Below are 17,659 nucleotides of genomic sequence, written 5' to 3'. Positions count from 1 at the left end.
CACTACTGACTCTCTCTGGCATAAATACAAGCAATTAAATCTACAGAACTAGACTCATCTACCTAATACCTAATTCCTGATACCTAAAAATTAAGAAAATTTAGGCAAAAATTGAACTTTAATCATTAATTATCCCATTAAAATAACGTTATCAATAACATGAATAACACCATTATCTGCTTCAATATCACTTATTAAAACAGTGGCATTTTTTATCTCAAAATTATCACTACAATCGATAGAAATAGGTGAACCTTCTACAGAAGTAATAGTATTAATTTTTTCTAAATCAGCTTTCATAAATTTTCCTGAAACAACGTGATAAGTTAGTATTCGAGCTAGTTGAGGTATATTTTGTACTAAAGTAGTTATAGTGCCGGGTGGTAGTTTTGCAAATGCCTCATCTGTAGGAGCAAAAACTGTAAAAGGGCCTTCACTTTTTAAAACATCAACTAAATTTGCGGCTTTTACGGCGGTGACTAATGTTTTAAAATTATCGTTACTAACGGCAATATCAACTATATCTGGCATTTGAATTTATCTCCTTTTGTTTAATTTAAGCAGTCAGCTTTTAGTAGTTAGCTATCAGCTATCAGTTTTTATTTTTAGATGATGTTTAATATTGAGTTTGATTTTTCAACCAAACCTAAAATCATCTTTCTACCCTTTGTGCCTTTTGCTCCTTTGCGAGACATCTTATCCATCAACGATAATCTGAATTTTGAATATCTGACAATCTTGCTTCTGGGCGTTTAAATCTATCCATTTGCATTTCAAAAAATTGACGGTTTTTCATTAAATGCTTAGGATTTTCGTCATCTAAAGGATAGAGTAAAGCTGTTCTTAAAGCCTGAATTACGGCAGAAGTTACATTGTACATTGATCGTTGAAAAGTTACACCCAGTTGAATTAACATATCATCTTCTCCTCGGCAATGTTTTTTATAGTATTCTACTAGATAAGGCGGTAAAAAATGCAACATATCATCCATTAACAAAGTAGGAGGGATTCCTGCACTACCGACAGGAAAGACATCAGCATAAAGGATACCATAATGAAAGTCTTTTTGTTCATGAGGTATTTGTTTAGCTTGAGCGTTGTAAGATTTTGTACCTCTAAAAGGAGAAGTGCGATAAAAAACGGCTTCGACATAGGGTAAAGCAGCTTCGTATAACCAAGTAAAACCTTTGGATTTAGGTATAATTTCATAGCATTTACCTTCTACATATACATGATGATAAATTGGCCTTCCGGCGATCGCAAATATACCGTTTACGAGAAAATCCATTGCCTCTTTTACCGTTGTCATCTTTCCTTCGTCATATAAGTCTGACATTTCAAAAAATACCGGTGCCATTACTTCCCAAAATAATCCTAAGTTACTATAATAAGATGCTTGACGTGCTTGTTCTAAAAACATCTCAGGAAATAGCTTATACAAGCCTAACATGATGGGATTATTTTTACAGTAGGCTTTGATGGCAATGTCAGCATTGGCTTTATATTCATCACTGTCGAGATAACCGTCAAATTTTCCCATCCCCATATCTCTACCATGCCATAACATAGCGCTCATACAAGCCTCAGCAAACTCCATATTAATACGATCGTGTAACAAATGATGGAATAATTTGGGCATTTTGGTAGTTTCCCCTTTTTCCATGAAAGCAAGTAACTCAGGATGTGCGGTGGCTTTTCCTCTCCATATTCTCAAGTCGGCGGTATCACCTGCGTAATGATTAGGCAAATCGAGATATTCTTGGGAGATGAAATATTTAAAGAAGGGAAGAGGATTAATAAAAACTCTTTCAGCGATATAGAGTAAATCTCGCCAATAAAAATCCATCGGCACAGCGTATGCTTTATAAATACCGATAATTTGCATCAAATTTTCAGGAGTATCTGGTAACATTGAACCACCTGCTTCTAAACGATGGATAATATCAGCAAATTGGTGAGTAGAGGAAGGAATTTGTTTTGTGATAGTAGTCATGTTATTAAGGTTGTGGAAAAAAGTTAATAGTAAATTTTGAGGTAATGGAAGGCTAAGGTAACGAAAGAAGTTAGAAATAAATTTCTTCAGATGGTTAAAGAAAATAAACTAATAATTTCTTTTGCTTTTTTCTGTCTTTGTGCCTTTGCGCCTTTGTGCCTTTGCGAGAGATTCTCTTTAATAAGTAATTTAGATAAACTTTAATTACTTAAAAGTGCGATGGAATTGCTAGTAGTTAAGCTAAGATTAGTTAGTAAGGATGGTTGTAAGCCGAAGAAAATGATAATAACAGCAAGGATAACCGCTGGAAGATGCTCAAAATGTTGTACTTTCGGTAAATATCCTGTTTTATTCTCCATTTTTCCAAAAAAGACTCGATTTAAGAGAATAACAAAATAAACTGCGGTTAAACCAGTCGCAATTAAGCAAATGAGAGTATAAACAGGAAAAACGCTAAAACTTCCTTGAAAAGAAAGAAATTCGCCGACAAATCCTACCATTCCTGGAATTCCTGCACTTGCCATCACGGCTAAAATCATTAAGCCTCCAACAAAAGGTAAACCTCGATAAGGATTCATTAAGCCATGTAATTTCGATAATTCTCTTGTGCCTGTTTTTTCTTCAATAATGCCCACGAGATGAAATAACAAGGTGACGATTAAACCATGGGCAAACATTTGACAAATTGCTCCTAATATGCTTAAAGGTGTACCAGCAGCCGTTGCTAAAACTACAAAATTAATATGTGCTAAGGAAGCATAGGCTATCATTTTCTTGATGTCAGTTTGAGAAATAGCGATTAATGAACCGTAAATAGCAGTAATTACCGCTAAAATTGCCAAATATGGTGAAATATCACCCCAAACATCTGGAAATAGTTGTAAACCGAAACGAATTAAGCCGTAAGTGCCAAGTTTTGAGATAATTCCTCCTAATAACATTGATACGGGAGTGGAGGCTTCGGTATAAGCATCAGGTAGCCATGTATGGAGAGGAAAAATAGGAATTTTGATAGCGAAACCGATGACTATAGTTAGTAATAATAAAATTTGTTTAGCTTGGGGTAAGACTTGTGTTGTGATTTTATCAAAGTCAAAACTGTTGCCGTCGGTAAGGAAATTTAAGCCTAAAAATGCGGTTAAAACAAAGATGCCCGAAAAGGCTGTATAAAGTAAATATTTAATGGCGGCATAGTTACGTTTATCTCTCCCCCAAATAGAAATTAAAAGATAAATTGGCACTAATTTAATTTCGTAAAAGAGGAAAAATAATAATAAATTTTGAGCGATTAATGCACCGTTAACACAGGTAGTTAAAAGTAAGATTAAAATGTAGTAAAGTTTCGGCTTATTAACTGCATTTTGTTTTGTCTCTCCGTTATAAATGGCAAGGGTGACGATTAAACCATTTAAGATAATTAAAGGTAAAGATAAACCATCAATTCCAACGGTATAATTTAATCCTAAAAATGGCAACCATGATAAAAATGTTTGATATTGAAAATTTCCGTTGTTATAATCAAAGTTGAGAGCGATTAAACAAGTAATAATAAAGCTAAAACTGCTAAAAATGAGAGCAATATTTTTATTAAGGTTACTTTCTTTTTCAGACGGTAAAAGGCTTATTATTATCGCTCCAATAATAGGTAATATTAAAAGTAAGTTAAGCATTTTTCTTAAGGTAGCTAATAATTAATAATTGTGTCATAAACATTTTGCTTATAATTTCTTATTCCTCACAAAAGGTTTAAATCTCTTGCTAATTTCTCATTCTTCATTTCTAACTGATTAAACTAACTTTTGCTGTATTTAAGTCATAATAACCACCTACTATTTTTAGTTTATTTTCGTTTATTAACTGAGTGATAATAGAAGATTTTTTGAGATTTTCTACTTGTCGCTTAACATTAGCTTTTATAGCGGTTGATAAATCTTTTTTATCTTCTGGTTTGAGGGTATCTAATGCTGGTTTTATGGAGTCTAAAACTGATTGAATACTACCTGGCACTGGATTTCCATCAACCGCTGCTTTTACTGCTCCACAACTACCATGCCCTAATACTAAAATAACTTTTGCACCTAAAACTAATGAGCCAAATTCGATGCTTCCGGCTTCTTCCGCAGTGACAATATTTCCAGCATTTCTGACTACAAATATATCTCCAAATCCTCGATCAAAAAGTATTTCTACCGGCACTCTTGAATCTGCACAACTTAGTAAAATTGCGAAGGGTTTTTGTCCTTTTGCTACTTCTTGAATTCGAGTTAATGATCGATTAACATTAATAGGTTTATTGTTAATAAAACGCTGATTTCCTTCTAATAAAAGTTGTAAGGCTTTTTCAGGATTTAGATCCGTATTGACATCATTTTGAGGTATTATTTCTTTCGCATTAGCTTTATTGATAGCGGTAACAAAGCTACTAGAAATTAAACTTAATGCACCAACTTGTAATAAATTTCTACGTTTTAAATTCATGATTTTAATTTTATATTGTGATTATGTGGTTAAAAGTTAATTATTAAGAGATTAAGTTGCCAATAATCTTAACATAATTTATTGAGTTAAACCGAATATTATCGCTACAAAAACTAATCCTAAAAGTATTGATAATATATATAACTGAGATTGTCCAGATGTGCTATATTTAAGGGCTTGTCCGCCGAAGATTGTACTTATGCCCACTAAATTTACAGCACCATCTACGATATATTTATCAAACCAATAAGCAAGTTTAGCGGTAAAATTTACTAAAGCCACAATGGTTAGTTTATAGATGTCTTGAATATAAAGATCATAAGCAAAGAAATTATGAATAAATTCGGGAATAATGGTAATAGTTTTATCTGCTGATTTTTTACTATAAACTATCAGGGCTAATCCTCCTCCAACTAATGTTGATAAGGTTAAGAAAATTTCTAATGTGAGATTAATCTTTATCAGATTAAATTGTTGCAAAATTAAAGGTAAATGTAAAGTTATACCAGTTAAAATCATCATTGGTAATACCATTGCCCATAATACTTCAGGCGATCGCACAGTCATGGGTTTAGATTCACCTAAAAATATAAGGGAAAAAGTTCGTAATAAAGCAAAAGTGATTAAGCCATTGACTAATAGTAAAACAGCAAATAACCACCATTGAGAAGAAAGTAAATCATCTCCTAGACGAGGCAACACCCAAAAACCACCTAGGGGAGGAAAAGCAACTAATCCAAATGTACCTACTAAAAAGGAGATAGCTGCCAGAGGGCGACGTTTCCATAAACCTCCTAATTGAGTTAAATCTTGAGTAATATTACTGACAATTACCTTACCAATACTCATATAAAGTAATGCCATAGCGACTCCATATACCACAATCAATAGTAAAGCAGTTTTCTCGTGATTTGTCCCGATAGCAATGAAAACTAAACCCATATAAGCACTAACTATATAAGATAAAACTCGCTTTACATCTACTTGGGCAATGGCAATTAATGAGGCTAAAATAGCGGTTATTGTTCCAATAATGACGACAATTTGCGACACTATGGGGGAAATTTCTAAGACAGGTTGCAGTTGAATTAATACATAAGCACCAACTGAAACGACGATGGCATTTCGTAAAATAGAAGCGGGTAAAGGACCTTCCATAGCTTCATCAAGCCACAATTGTAATGGTATTTGGGCACATTTAGCAATAGGGCCAGAAATTAAAGCTAAACAGAGTAAAGTAGAGATAGTAGAATCTATAGGGGAATTATCAGCCCAAAAAGCTAAATAATTGTAATTCCATGTACCAGAAAAAGGATAAATAGCAATTACCCCCATTAATAATAAAATATCCCCTACTCGTTTTGTCCAAAAAGCATCCCTTGCACCGGAAATAACTAAGGATTGTGCAAACCAAAAACCAACTAATAAATAAGTACCAAGGGTGAGAATTTCTAAATAGACATAACTAAAGAAAAGAGAGTTACATAAGACTAAACCGCACATCCCTGCCTCAAAAAATCCCATCAGTGCATAAAATCTTGCCCATCCCCAATCCATTTCCAGATAGCCAACGGCATATAGTTGACACAAAACATTTAACCCAGTAATCAAAGCTAAAGCGCCAACACTAATAGAAGAAATTTGTACATCAAAAGAAATAGTAATTCCTTGAGCTTCTAACCATGTCAAACGCAATTCTTGGGCTGGTTCTTCCCAAATTTGATATAAGGCGATGACACTGTGAATAAAAGCAAAAAATGTCATCAGGATATTAATGTAACCTGCTGGTCTTGAGCCAGTGTTGCGAAGTATGCCAGGAGACCATAATAAGGCAAATAAGCCACCTATTAAGGTATAGCAAGGAATCAATAAAATATTTTCGCTAAAAAAATTCATGATTATTAATTGATAATAAATGATTGGCAATAATTATTTTTGGCTTTTTGCATGAGAAGCAAAATTCATTAATAGTTACTATTGATTTTTGCTAATCCATATTAATAGTTTAATAGAGTAATGTCAATGATAAAAATAAAAAAAATTAAATAACAGAATTTAGATTTACTTATCTAATTTCAAAATAGACGAGAAATTGTTGAAGCTGATGACTAAATAATTAATTAAAGAATCTTCTATGATTAAGTTATGATGATTAAACTTTCATAAGTTGAGTTCTATCCACTAAAAAGTCTAAAAAAGTTTGAGCGATAACTGATAATTGTTTTCCGGCTAAATGGGAGATATACCAATGTCGAGAAATCGGAAAATGTTGTATATCAAGAATACTTAAATCTTGATGACAGGCAAAAGTTAAGGTATGCTTAGACAAAACAGAAATCCCTAAACCACCCAAAACCGCTTGTTTAATTGCCTCATTACTTCCTAGTTCTAAACGGACTTTAACGTTGATGTTATGTTGTTGAAATAAATTTTGTACGGCTCTACGAGTACCAGAACCAGATTCCCTCATAATAAAAGGATGAGCTTCTAAAGCCTCAAGAGGTATTTGTGGAACATTAGCCAGATAATGATCTTTTCTAGCAATAACGACTAATGGATTATCAATAAAAGATTGACTTTTAAGATCAATTTCTTCTGGTGGTTGGCTGAGAATATATAAATCATCTTGATTATTTAACATTCTCTGTTGCATTTGGTGATGGTTTGTCACCTGTAACGAAATATCAATGTCTGGATAAAGTAAACAAAAAGAGCCTAAAAGACGAGGAATAAAATAAGTTGCAGTGGTAATAACTGACAAGCGTAACTTTCCTTCTTTTGTGCCTTTTAAATCAGCTATCTTCATCTCAAAATTATCTAATTGAGTAAAAACATCTTGACAAGTTGTCAATAATTCTTTTCCCACTTCTGTTAAATAAAGTTGTTTCCCTATTTGCTCAAATAAAGGTAAACCAACAGTTTTGGTTAATTGTTTAACTTGACTTGATACAGTTGGTTGAGTAATTTCTAATTCTTCGGCGGCTTTGGTAAAACTGCCTAAACGTGCGGTGGTTTCAAAGACTTTTAACTGATGCAATGTTGCGTGAATCAAATATTTCTCTCCTTCTTCTATTGACTTTTGTTTATCTATGATAATAAATAGATAGACTAATGTCAATAGTTATAGTTTAAAATGTAAATAGTGATACGCTCAATAATTAATCTTGATGAAATCTTTGTTTATTGTTCATCCTTTAAGATATACTCAAAAGCGAACGAAAATCAGATGATCTCATGTTAGCAGTCGCAATTCTTGCCGCCGGAAAAGGAACTAGAATGAAATCTAAACTTCCCAAAGTTTTACACCCCCTAGGAAGTAAAAGTCTTGTGGAAAGAGCTATAAATAGTTGTAATCTTGTGAATCCTGATCGCCAATTGGTTATTATTGGTTATGAGGGGGACAAAATACAAAATGCCCTTAATCATCTTCAAGAGGTAGAATTTGTCGAACAACGAGAACAATTAGGTACTGGTCACGCTATTATTCAGTTAATTCACCCTTTAGAGAATTTTACTGGAGATTTAATCGTTTTAAACGGTGATGTACCTTTATTACGTCCTGAAACTGTACAAAATTTGGTCAAAACTCATCAAGAAAATCGTAATGCAGCCACTCTTTTAACGGCTAATTTACCTAATCCAAAAGGTTACGGTAGAGTTTTTTGTGATAAAAATAATTTAGTGACGCAAATTATCGAAGATCGAGATTGTAATCCACTACAACAACAAAATCAACGTATTAATGCCGGAGTTTATTGTTTTAATTGGCAAAAATTACGAGAAGTTTTACCGAAATTAAGCACCAATAATGATCAACAAGAATATTATCTCACAGAGGTGGTAGATTATCTCAACCCCGTTATGGCAAAAGATGTTGATGATTATTTAGAAATTAGTGGTATCAACGATCGCCGTCAATTAGCTTCAGCTTATGGCATTTTACAGAGAAGAATTAAAGAATCATGGATGATGGCGGGTGTAACTATCGTCGATCCTGATAGTGTCACCATTGAGGATACTGTGCAATTAGATATAGATGTTACCATTGAACCGCAAACACACCTAAGAGGTAATACTATTATCGCTTCTGGCTGTAAAATTGGTCCAGGTTGTTTAATCGAAAATAGTCAACTTGATGAAAATATCAACGTTTTATATTCTGTAATTTCTGATAGTAAAATCTCAGCTAATACAAAAATAGGACCTTATGCCCATTTACGAGGAGATGTTGAATTAGGAGAAAATTGTCGAGTTGGTAACTTTGTAGAAATCAAAAAAAGCTCTATCGGGAATAAAACGAATATCGCTCATTTATCTTATATTGGTGATGCAACTTTAGGTAATCAAGTTAACGTTGGTGCCGGTACAATTACGGCTAATTATGATGGTGTGAACAAACATCCTACTATAATAGGCGATCGTACAAAAACCGGTTCAAATAGTGTCTTTGTTGCCCCCGTTACTATCGGTGAAGATGTAACCGTTGCCGCCGGCTCAGTAATTACCCATGATGTTCCTCCTCAGAGTTTGGCGATCGCAAGAGAAAGGCAAAGAGTAATAGAAGGTTGGGCAAAGAAATCGAAGTAATGAAGAATGAGGAATTAGTAGGGCGATGCACCACCGAAAATGATTAATAGACTTCTTGTAGAAGTTAGGCAATGGGCAACGGGCAATAAGGAATAGGCAATGGGCAATGGGCAATGGTAAAATCGTCATTCTAAATTCTAAATTCTTCAGGCAATATAGCAATCCTAAATCATTGGTGAAGAATTAAAGATTAAAAAATAAATCTGTAAATCTTACTATACCGTCAAAGCTGACTGCTGAAAGCTGATAGCTAACACCTCTTTAAATCTCATAACTCCCATAGAATTGCTATAGTTATTAAAATTGATAATTTCCCACCTAAAATAGATTTAAATTTTTATTTTGCACTCGTGTCTAATGTGGTTTATTAATCACCAAAAAATCTACTTTTTTTTACCTGAGTTTTTGATGATGAATAAAATTTCTACTAAATTACAAGAACAACTCTCTACACCCTTAAAAATCGGATCAGTTATTATTAATAGTCGAGTTTTACAATCGCCATTATCAGGAGTAACAGATAAAGTATTTCGCAGTTTAGTCAGACGTTATGCTCCTGAATCCATGATATATACAGAGATGGTAAACGCTACAGAAATAAAGCATCTTCCACAACTTCCTAGATTAATGGAAATTGATCCTAACGAGCAACCTATTAGTATTCAATTATTTGATTGTCGGGCAGATTTTATGGCACAAGCGGCGGAGAAAGCCGTTAAAGAAGGAGCAAAAACTATTGATATAAATATGGGTTGTCCTGTAAATAAGATTACCAAAAAAGGGGGTGGATCTAGTTTATTACGTCAACCTGACATCGCCGAAGCCATTGTCAAAGAAGTAAAAAAGGCAGTAAATGTACCAGTAACGGTGAAAACTCGTCTTGGTTGGAATGATGACGAAATCAATATCATCGAATTTGCTCAAAAAATGCAAGATGCTGGAGCTAGTATGATAACTGTACATGGACGTACCAGAGAGCAAGGTTATACTGGCACTGCACGATGGGATATAATCGCTCAAGTTAAACAAAAATTAACTATTCCTGTCATCGCTAACGGGGATATTTTTTCCGTAGAAGATGCTATTCGTTGCCTAGAAATTACCAAGGCTGACGGTGTAATGTGTTCTCGTGGCACTTTGGGTTATCCGTTTTTAGTGGGGGAAATTGACTTTTACCTCAAAAATGGCAAAAAACCTATTTTACCTACCATAAAAGAACGTTTAGACTGTGCGAAAGAACATTTAATCGGCCTATGGGAATACAAAGGACAAAAAGGTATTTTTCAAGCTCGTAAACATTTGGCTTGGTATTGTAAAGGTTTTAGTGGTTCGGCAGAATTACGAGATCAATGTTCCCGTATTAATAACGTTGAAGAAGGTTTAAGTTTGCTAAATATGGAATCTTGGAGTTAGAATGAAAATACAACAAACTAAAATCAAATATTGTGTGGTATAACTGGCAATTTATTTCAGGAGTTTTAAAAATTATTTTTCGACATCCTATACTTGGAGTTACTCTTGTGCCAATTTTACCCAATGGGAATATTGTATTTGTTTATCGCCGAGATACTAAACAATGGAGTTTACCCGGAGGTATGATTGATTGGGGAGAAGACATCCCTAACACTATAAAAAGAGAGTTAAAAGAAGAAACCGGCTTAGATTTACTCAAAATAGGGCGTTTAGTAGGAGTTTATTCATCACCAGAAAGAGATCCTCGTCTTCATTCTATCTCGATCTTAATCGAAACGGAAGTCGCCGGAGAAATGATCATCAAAGATTGTGTGGAAATTTTAGAGGTGAAAGCCTTTAACAGACACAATCTTCCCCTCGGTAATTTAGCACATGATCATGATCGACAAATAAAAGATTATCTAGAAGGTAACACTACTATAGCCTGAATCACTAACTTATCGATCGCCAATAGAAATAAGATGATTAGCTCCGAAAATAGCATCATAATGACGATAAAATTTTAATTCAATAATATTATAAAAAGGATCTTGTAAAAAGAAAGTTTTATGCTCAGTTAATTGATCTTTAAACCGTAATTTTTCCTTTTGATATAACTCTAAAGGATAATTTTTACATCTGTTTAATAAAGAATTCCAATCCGATTCTTCGGTAAAAATCAACCCAAAATGACGGGGATAAATACTTGCTGGAGGGGTTAAGTTTTCTGTAGTAATATGCCCTACTAACTGATGGCCATAAAAATCAAAAATAATAGCGTATTGATTTTCTCTGCCAATTTTTGAGCCTAAAATATCCCCATAAAATTTTTTAGCCTCATTAATATCCTTAATAGGAATAGCTAAATGAAAAATTACTTGATTAATCATAAATAATAAAAATAAAACAATTTCATTATAATTATTACAACAGTAGCCATAATAGACATAAAATAGGTTTTAACTTATTACCCATTTCCTAAATTCTACAGAAATTCTCTTGAAAAATTAAGAAAAATAGTTTACAATGGTTAACCAAGATTAATTAAGGCTTGGTAGCTCAGTAGGTTAGAGCAGGGGACTCATAAGCCCAAGGTCGGCAGTTCAAATCTGCCTCGAGCCATACTTTAATGAACAGTGCCAAATTAATTGTCATCGGTGACAAATTACTGTCATTGTGCCAAATTAAGTGTCGTGATGACAAGTTCTGGTCGTTTAATAAGCAGTGACAAAATCGTGTCGTTAAAATAATCATCATCAAATATGAGTACCCTGCTCTCTTTCAATTTATCCTAGGTTAATTATACTGTATTGATTTATTTCGGTTCGATCGATCATTGATTTTTTGTTTTATCCTAATTCGATCGTCACTCAGATACTTTCAATCAATCCCAGAGGGCAAACTTGATTGAAATACTGGGAATACCTGCGGTAATATTAGCCTTAAGAATAGCCTTTCAATCAACCCCAGGGCAAACTTGATTGAAACCACCTGTATCCTCTAAAATAGAGTCCTTTACTTAGTGCTTATATATCAATAATCTCTTTATTTTTTTTCTTTTCGATCTACTAAGTTTATTATTGGTTCATCAGCCACGACTTCCTCTGAGCGTTTCATCTATAATTCTAGTGAGTGAGTAAAATTAATCGATGCCCTTTATTTTTCTCAAACCTATGGTAAAAATGGGTAACAAGGAGTTTAAACCCATTGCCCCTAGACAATTAATTTTGCATGAGTACTTATAGAACCCATTTGGTATCTTTTTTAGAATGGTTACATAATAATGATTTCAGAAGAAATACTTTAATCTCGTCAAAGCCTTTTGTTATTTGGGTTACAGGCGTAAATATCAAATAGGTTCTATATGGGTTATAAACTCCATCAGATGCAAAAATCCATTAATAATCTTCAGCAAACGATGGAAACAGGTTTTAATAAAGTGGAAACCCGTTTAAATAATCTTGATAACAAAATGAGTCAAGGTTTTAATGTCGTTGTTGAAGGCTTAAATCACCTTAATAATCGCTTAAATGTAGTTTCTGGGCAATTAGCTTATTTATATTTATTGGTGCAGGATAATCGAGAAAAACAGGAAAATCTAGGGAAAGCTATTTCTAACATTCACAAAATGATGTTAATTAAAGAAATCTGCACCTTACAAGCAGAATTAGAAGATTTAAGACGATTTCCCGATGAATCCCCTAGATTAGCTCTTAAAACCGCTACCAATACTCGTTTATTTTTAAGTAGTCAGGCGATGCAGTCAACCCCACAGTTAGAGGCAGAATTACTATTAAATACCGATGTCTCTATTCAAGGGTGGGCAGTTGCCACCGCCACAGAAGCCCATTTACTGTTACAAATGGGGCAACATCAGGAAGCAAAAGGAATCTTAAGGGAGGAGGTAGAGAAGTTTAAAACACTGGCTCACAACTGGGGTAACAGTTTGATAAAAGAGGATAATTCTTCATTGTCAACGGCGTATCGTTTTTCTGCTTCTCCCTTTGCAGAATATATCACTCCCGAAAGAGTTACCCGAATTAAGGATATTTCTCCTAGTGATCTTAGTTTAGATCGAGATCAAGTAAGACGGAGAAAAAATGAGGCAAATGTAGAGTTTGAAATGTCTTACGCTCAGGAAAGATACCCTAAATCGTGGATACAACAACAGATTGCCATAGCGGAATATTTAGATGGTTTAAGCGAATTATTGGCGAGATTAGAGAGTTTAGAAGCCTTTGCGGATTTGTGCCAAAGTCGTAATCTGAAAAGCAGTAAGGAGATTTTACCAGATGAAAATACTCCTTCTGGGTTATATTTGTTACCTGCGAATTAAGATTATTTACGGCTATACTTTATTTAGATTATATAGTTTGATCGGGGTAATAATTTAGTTTCCAGTCAAGCTAACCTCATTTTAGATGATCCTAATCGTTTGAATTTTGCCAAAATTCTCATCAAAAAAGAGGCAAATAATCGCCTCCATCAATAAATAAAAATAAGTAGGAAAAAATGTTAGAAATACATTCCTGCTTCTTGCACTTTCTCGATTTGTTTTTTCTTAAGTACTAACAAAATTTGAGATAACATGATACCAGCTATAAACACTAATAACCAAAGAATACGGGTAGGACTTTGTAATACAACTTCTGTATCTTTTTGTCCGAAACCGCCTACGTTAGGATCATTAGTTAAAGGTTCAGCTACTACCACTTGTTGACCTTCTGCTACAATTAATTGAGGACCAGCAGGAATATCGACAGTAGTTACATTACCATCCTCAGCAGTGATAGTTACGCTATAAGCACCATCTTCGGCTTCAGTAATCGTGCTAACAGTACCAGCTACGGGAGCTTTAAATAGGTTATTGTTACTTAATTGTCCGGTAGGATATACTTGCCCTCTTCCTCTGTTTGCTCCTAAATGTACAGAATATTTACCGTAATGAATATTAGGATCTGTGGTAGGATCAGGAGATAATACAGGGAAAACGATTTCTTCGTAACTGTCACCGGGTAAAGGACCGACAATTACCCAATTAGGATGTTCTTCGTTATAGGCTTGGAAATAAGCACCATTGACTTTTTCTTTTAATTCTTCAGAGATGCGATCATCAGGGGCAATTTGAAAACCATCAGGTAACATTAACACTGCACCCACATTTAAACCACCTTTACTTCCATCTCCTAACACTTGTTGTGCAGAATGATCATAAGGGATTTTTACCACAGCTTCAAAAACAGTGTCAGGTAATACTGATTGAGGAATTTCCACTTCCGCAGGTTTTGCGGCTAAGTGACAGTTAGCACACACAATTCGTCCTGTAGCTTCACGAGGTGTTTTCGGAGCAGTTTCTTGCGCCCAAAAAGGGTAAGCATTAGCACTTTGAGGTAAAACTATATCACTGGCGAGGAATAAACAAACACTAACGATGGCAACTAAGATAATTTTAGTGATTTTTTGTGCCATATCTGTCAAAAAAGAATGATCTCTCATTGATATTTACAATTAATGAATTTTATCTAAATCGGTTACAATGGAAAGTTTTTATGGTCAATTATTATGCCCACCAAGGATTTGAACCGTCCCGGAAGTCAGTTTCTTCCCAGTTGGTTAAAACTACTTTATCATTGGTGACATCCGCATGAACTAAGGCTAAAGATAAGGGTGCAGGACCTCGTACTACTTTTCCTTCGTTGTTATATTGAGAACCATGACAAGGACAAATAAATTTATTTTCAGCAACATTCCAAGGCACAACACAACCTAGGTGAGTACAAACAGCATTGATACCGTAAGAAGCGATATTTTTATCTTCGGTGACAACTATATAAGTAGGATCTCCTTTTAAACCTTGGGCTAAAGTGCGATCGCCAGGTTGATGACTAGCTAAAAATGAACTAGCCACAATATCATTACCCAGTTTATCTTTAGCGGTTAAACCACCCCCAACACCACCGGAGGATTTAGGAATAAAGTAACTAATCACGGGATATAAAGCCCCTGCAGCAACTCCAGTGATTGTACCAAAAGTCAGTAAATTCATAAACTGACGACGCCCCATATCAGGAACATCAGCGTTTCCAGAAATTTGTGTCATAACTAAATTAAATTATGTAATTGAATACTTTGGTTATGGTTTTACAATAAACTCAAGAACCTTTATGCTAAACAAGGTTAATAAAAGTCATTATCTAATTATTACAAAAAATGAACCTTTTGCAGAATCATTCCATCACTTTCAAAGAGAAAGGAGTGATTTTGTTTAAACAGCAATATTTATCACCTTATAACCATATACCTATTTCATCACTTCACAAAACTTAATTATGACAGGAAAAGATTTACAGAAACTAATTTTTAATAAATGGGGATGCTGTTATGATGTCCAACTATTACGGATTAAAGATAAAATTTATTTTCAAGTAATGTGGAAATATTTAGAACAAGCCTCTTTTCATTTCACCGAAACGGAATATTTTGATCATTTAGAGGGAATTGCTAACTATATCAACAGTTGGGGGGTTGTTGAGCAAGTGCAAAGGGGTATTTTAGACGCTAAAAATCGTCCTCGTTTAGGCAAAGCTGTTAGTATTTCTTTAGATTTAGGCGATCGCACTTCAGAATGGATTATTTAAGATTGAAAATAAAAAAGGAGAAGCATTATTAGATTTTCAGAATATTTTCGACTTAGAAAATTGGTTAACTAACTACAATTATAATAATACTAACAAGGTGGGCACAGCCCAAAATTTTTACTATGATTTACCCAAAAATCTAAGTTCAAACAATTAAATGTCAAGTCAATTTTAAACGAGGTGCAAGATCTGAGTCATACCTAAAACCTCGATCGCCAAGGGCGTTGCTGCGAGATCATTGAGATCATTCTACCATACTCTGGGTTTAAACTTACTATCATTTAAAATAACTACATTTTCCCCTGATTGAGCTAAGACATATAAACCTTTACGATAAGCATAATTACCAATATGCTCTGGTACAATCATTCCGGCTACTGCCCCTAAAGCATTCACATCTCGATAACGAGGCATTAATTCCTTAAATTTACCTAACCTCTCCAAATGCTCATCCACATCGGCTTGAGAAAGTTTACTTTTGACTTCCACTAAAATGGCTTCTATAAGCATTTTCAAGGAGAGAAGTGATAAAATTGACAATGTTTGATTAAATAATATCACTTCAAAAATTTATGTCTATGGACAATCAGCAAAATCAAACCAATTTAACTCAAAAAGTCAATAATTCACAAAATATAGTTCAAACACAAAGAGATTATCACACCGTATTTGAAGCTGAAAAAGAATTATTTAATACTTTAATGGCAATGTTACCCTCTTTACACACTAGGAGTTTTCCGGCTACGGCGAAATTAATTGATAATTGGATTGCTATTGCTGAATCCTCAAAAGATGCAAAAGCCTTACAGATAACTTTATCTCAAACCTTGAAAATAACCACAGAAACCGTCAAAGCCCAGATTAGCAGTTTGTTTATTTTTACGCCAACAGAAGAAATTTGTTACAACGTTAATATCAATAATTATGGTGATTTAGAATCAAATCCGCATCCACAAATTACCCTCAATCAAGGTTTAATTTCTTGGGTGAAAAAACATCGAACTATAGGTTTAATTAAAGATACTGAAAATGATTCACGGTGGAATCAAGTATCTGATAGTCCTTTTTTAATTCGTTCCGTTGTCAGTATTCCGTTATTTGCCCAAGGACAACTATTAGCTATCATCAGTTTTTGTCATCATGAATTAGATTATTTTCAAGATGAAATGATAGAATTAATTGAATTAACAGGGCAAACTATTAGTTTTATTATTGAAATAGCAGCTGTAAAAATTGAAAAAGCTACCTCAGAAATTCAGAAAAAACTCTTAGAAAATTTAGTTGAAGTAGCGCGATCGCCAATAAAAAAAGACTTATTAAAGCAAACTATAAGTCAAATTCTTGATTTAGCAGTAGATATTACCCATGCAGAAAAAGGTAGTATGTTTCTGTTAGAAAGAGGAGAAGAAAAAGTTATCGATGCCATCTTATCTCGCCGAGAATTACCTCCAAATGTTAGAGCAGCATTAATTGGTAAGGTATTTAAAGACGGTTTTGCCGGTTGGATTATTCGTCATAGAGAAGCAGGATTAATTGCTGATATTAAAGAAGATTCTCGTTGGACTACATTAGCTAATGATAATACAAATACTCGTTCCGCTATTGGTATTCCCATTAAAAGAGCTGATTCTATTTTGGGTGTAATTATTCTCGAACACTCTCAGGTTAATCATTTTAGCTGGGAAACTGTTAGTTTAATGCAAGTCACTGCCGATCAAATGGCATTGGTTATCGAAAATGCTTATCTATACTATGAAGTTCAACAATATGCCAGTACTTTAGATGAAGAGTTGCAAAAAGGTAGAGAAATGCAAAGAGATTTTCTACCTACTAATATAATTCAACCTGAAAACTGGGAAATAGAAGCCTTTTTAAATCCGGCAAAACAACTTTCAGGAGATTTTTATGATGTTTTTCCTATTGGTAACTATGTTGGTTTAGTTATTGCCGACGTTTGTGATAAAGGAGTGGGAAGTGCGATGTTTATGGCTTTAATGCGTAGTTTATTGCG

The 17,659-nt window shown here is 34.0% G+C and carries 15 protein-coding genes, 1 tRNA gene and 1 pseudogene; 7 read left to right on the top strand and 10 right to left on the bottom strand.

The features are described from left to right. Window positions 1-129: 129 nt before the first annotated feature. From FWJ34_RS11050 to FWJ34_RS11025, 6 genes are all read right to left on the bottom strand, one after another. Complete coding sequence (locus FWJ34_RS11050; RefSeq protein WP_308255373.1) at window positions 130-531, bottom strand: fasciclin domain-containing protein; 402 nt, start codon at window positions 529-531, stop codon at window positions 130-132. 172 nt (window positions 532-703) lie between these two features. Continuing rightward, on the bottom strand, window positions 704-1,993 hold the full coding sequence (locus FWJ34_RS11045) for a CO2 hydration protein (protein ID WP_308255372.1): 1,290 nt from the start codon (window positions 1,991-1,993) through the stop codon (window positions 704-706). 200 nt (window positions 1,994-2,193) lie between these two features. Next, window positions 2,194-3,663 carry an NADH-quinone oxidoreductase subunit M gene (locus tag FWJ34_RS11040; protein ID WP_308255371.1) on the bottom strand — a complete coding sequence of 490 codons (1,470 nt, stop codon included), beginning with the start codon at window positions 3,661-3,663 and terminating at the stop codon, window positions 2,194-2,196. Window positions 3,664-3,772: 109 nt separating this feature from the next. Next, window positions 3,773-4,471 carry a carbonic anhydrase gene (locus tag FWJ34_RS11035; RefSeq protein ID WP_308255370.1) on the bottom strand — a complete coding sequence of 233 codons (699 nt, stop codon included), beginning with the start codon at window positions 4,469-4,471 and terminating at the stop codon, window positions 3,773-3,775. A gap of 78 nt (window positions 4,472-4,549) precedes the next feature. After that, the gene (locus tag FWJ34_RS11030) at window positions 4,550-6,367 is read right to left on the bottom strand and encodes an NAD(P)H-quinone oxidoreductase subunit F (RefSeq protein ID WP_308255369.1); all 1,818 of its coding nucleotides are present in this window, start codon (window positions 6,365-6,367) and stop codon (window positions 4,550-4,552) included. A 256-nt stretch (window positions 6,368-6,623) separates the two neighbouring features. Continuing rightward, window positions 6,624-7,523, bottom strand: coding sequence for a LysR substrate-binding domain-containing protein (locus tag FWJ34_RS11025; protein WP_308255375.1), 900 nt, complete (start codon window positions 7,521-7,523; stop codon window positions 6,624-6,626). Between the two features lie 182 nt (window positions 7,524-7,705). Here FWJ34_RS11025 and glmU point away from each other — a divergent pair, with 182 nt between their 5' ends. The 3 genes from glmU (at window position 7,706) to FWJ34_RS11010 (ending at window position 10,959) form a co-directional block, all read left to right on the top strand. After that, entirely contained in the window at window positions 7,706-9,058 is a 1,353-nt protein-coding gene (gene glmU, locus FWJ34_RS11020) for a bifunctional UDP-N-acetylglucosamine diphosphorylase/glucosamine-1-phosphate N-acetyltransferase GlmU (protein ID WP_308255368.1), read from the top strand. A 411-nt stretch (window positions 9,059-9,469) separates the two neighbouring features. Then, window positions 9,470-10,471 (top strand): tRNA dihydrouridine synthase DusB, encoded by a 1,002-nt coding sequence (gene dusB / locus FWJ34_RS11015; RefSeq protein WP_308255374.1) that lies wholly within the window; start codon window positions 9,470-9,472, stop codon window positions 10,469-10,471. Between the two features lie 32 nt (window positions 10,472-10,503). Beyond that, a complete protein-coding gene (locus tag FWJ34_RS11010) occupies window positions 10,504-10,959 on the top strand; it encodes an NUDIX hydrolase (protein WP_308255367.1) in 456 nt (151 codons plus the stop codon). A 9-nt stretch (window positions 10,960-10,968) separates the two neighbouring features. Here FWJ34_RS11010 and FWJ34_RS11005 read toward each other — a convergent pair whose 3' ends face one another. After that, window positions 10,969-11,400, bottom strand: coding sequence for a VOC family protein (locus tag FWJ34_RS11005; protein ID WP_308255366.1), 432 nt, complete (start codon window positions 11,398-11,400; stop codon window positions 10,969-10,971). Between the two features lie 158 nt (window positions 11,401-11,558). Here FWJ34_RS11005 and FWJ34_RS11000 point away from each other — a divergent pair. Next, window positions 11,559-11,632: transfer RNA gene (locus FWJ34_RS11000), tRNA-Met, on the top strand. 742 nt (window positions 11,633-12,374) lie between these two features. After that, window positions 12,375-13,346 carry a hypothetical protein gene (locus tag FWJ34_RS10995; RefSeq protein WP_308255365.1) on the top strand — a complete coding sequence of 324 codons (972 nt, stop codon included), beginning with the start codon at window positions 12,375-12,377 and terminating at the stop codon, window positions 13,344-13,346. A gap of 179 nt (window positions 13,347-13,525) precedes the next feature. On the opposite strand, the gene petA is transcribed toward FWJ34_RS10995, so the two are convergent. Together petA and petC are read right to left on the bottom strand one after the other, a co-directional pair. Further along, a complete protein-coding gene (gene petA / locus FWJ34_RS10990) occupies window positions 13,526-14,506 on the bottom strand; it encodes a cytochrome f (protein WP_308255364.1) in 981 nt (326 codons plus the stop codon). A 64-nt stretch (window positions 14,507-14,570) separates the two neighbouring features. Then, window positions 14,571-15,110, bottom strand: a complete 540-nt coding sequence (petC, locus tag FWJ34_RS10985) for a cytochrome b6-f complex iron-sulfur subunit (RefSeq protein ID WP_308255363.1) — start codon at window positions 15,108-15,110, stop codon at window positions 14,571-14,573. 229 nt (window positions 15,111-15,339) lie between these two features. On the opposite strand from petC, the gene FWJ34_RS10980 reads away from it, so the two are divergent. Continuing rightward, window positions 15,340-15,648 (top strand): DUF3067 family protein, encoded by a 309-nt coding sequence (locus tag FWJ34_RS10980; protein WP_308255362.1) that lies wholly within the window; start codon window positions 15,340-15,342, stop codon window positions 15,646-15,648. A gap of 249 nt (window positions 15,649-15,897) precedes the next feature. On the opposite strand, the pseudogene FWJ34_RS10975 reads toward FWJ34_RS10980, so the two are convergent. Beyond that, window positions 15,898-16,149: pseudogene (locus FWJ34_RS10975) on the bottom strand (hypothetical protein); the annotation flags it as partial. A 71-nt stretch (window positions 16,150-16,220) separates the two neighbouring features. Between FWJ34_RS10975 and FWJ34_RS10970 the strand changes: the two are divergent. Further along, window positions 16,221-17,659: GAF domain-containing protein (locus tag FWJ34_RS10970; protein ID WP_308255361.1), on the top strand; the 1,439-nt coding region annotated here is incomplete at its 3' end.

The sequence above is a fragment of the Geminocystis sp. GBBB08 genome, assembly GCF_016743215.1.
In the GTDB taxonomy this organism is placed as follows: Bacteria; Cyanobacteriota; Cyanobacteriia; order Cyanobacteriales; family Cyanobacteriaceae; genus Geminocystis.
Note: the sequence above shows the minus strand (reverse complement) of the source record. Positions and strands in the feature narration are given on the sequence as shown.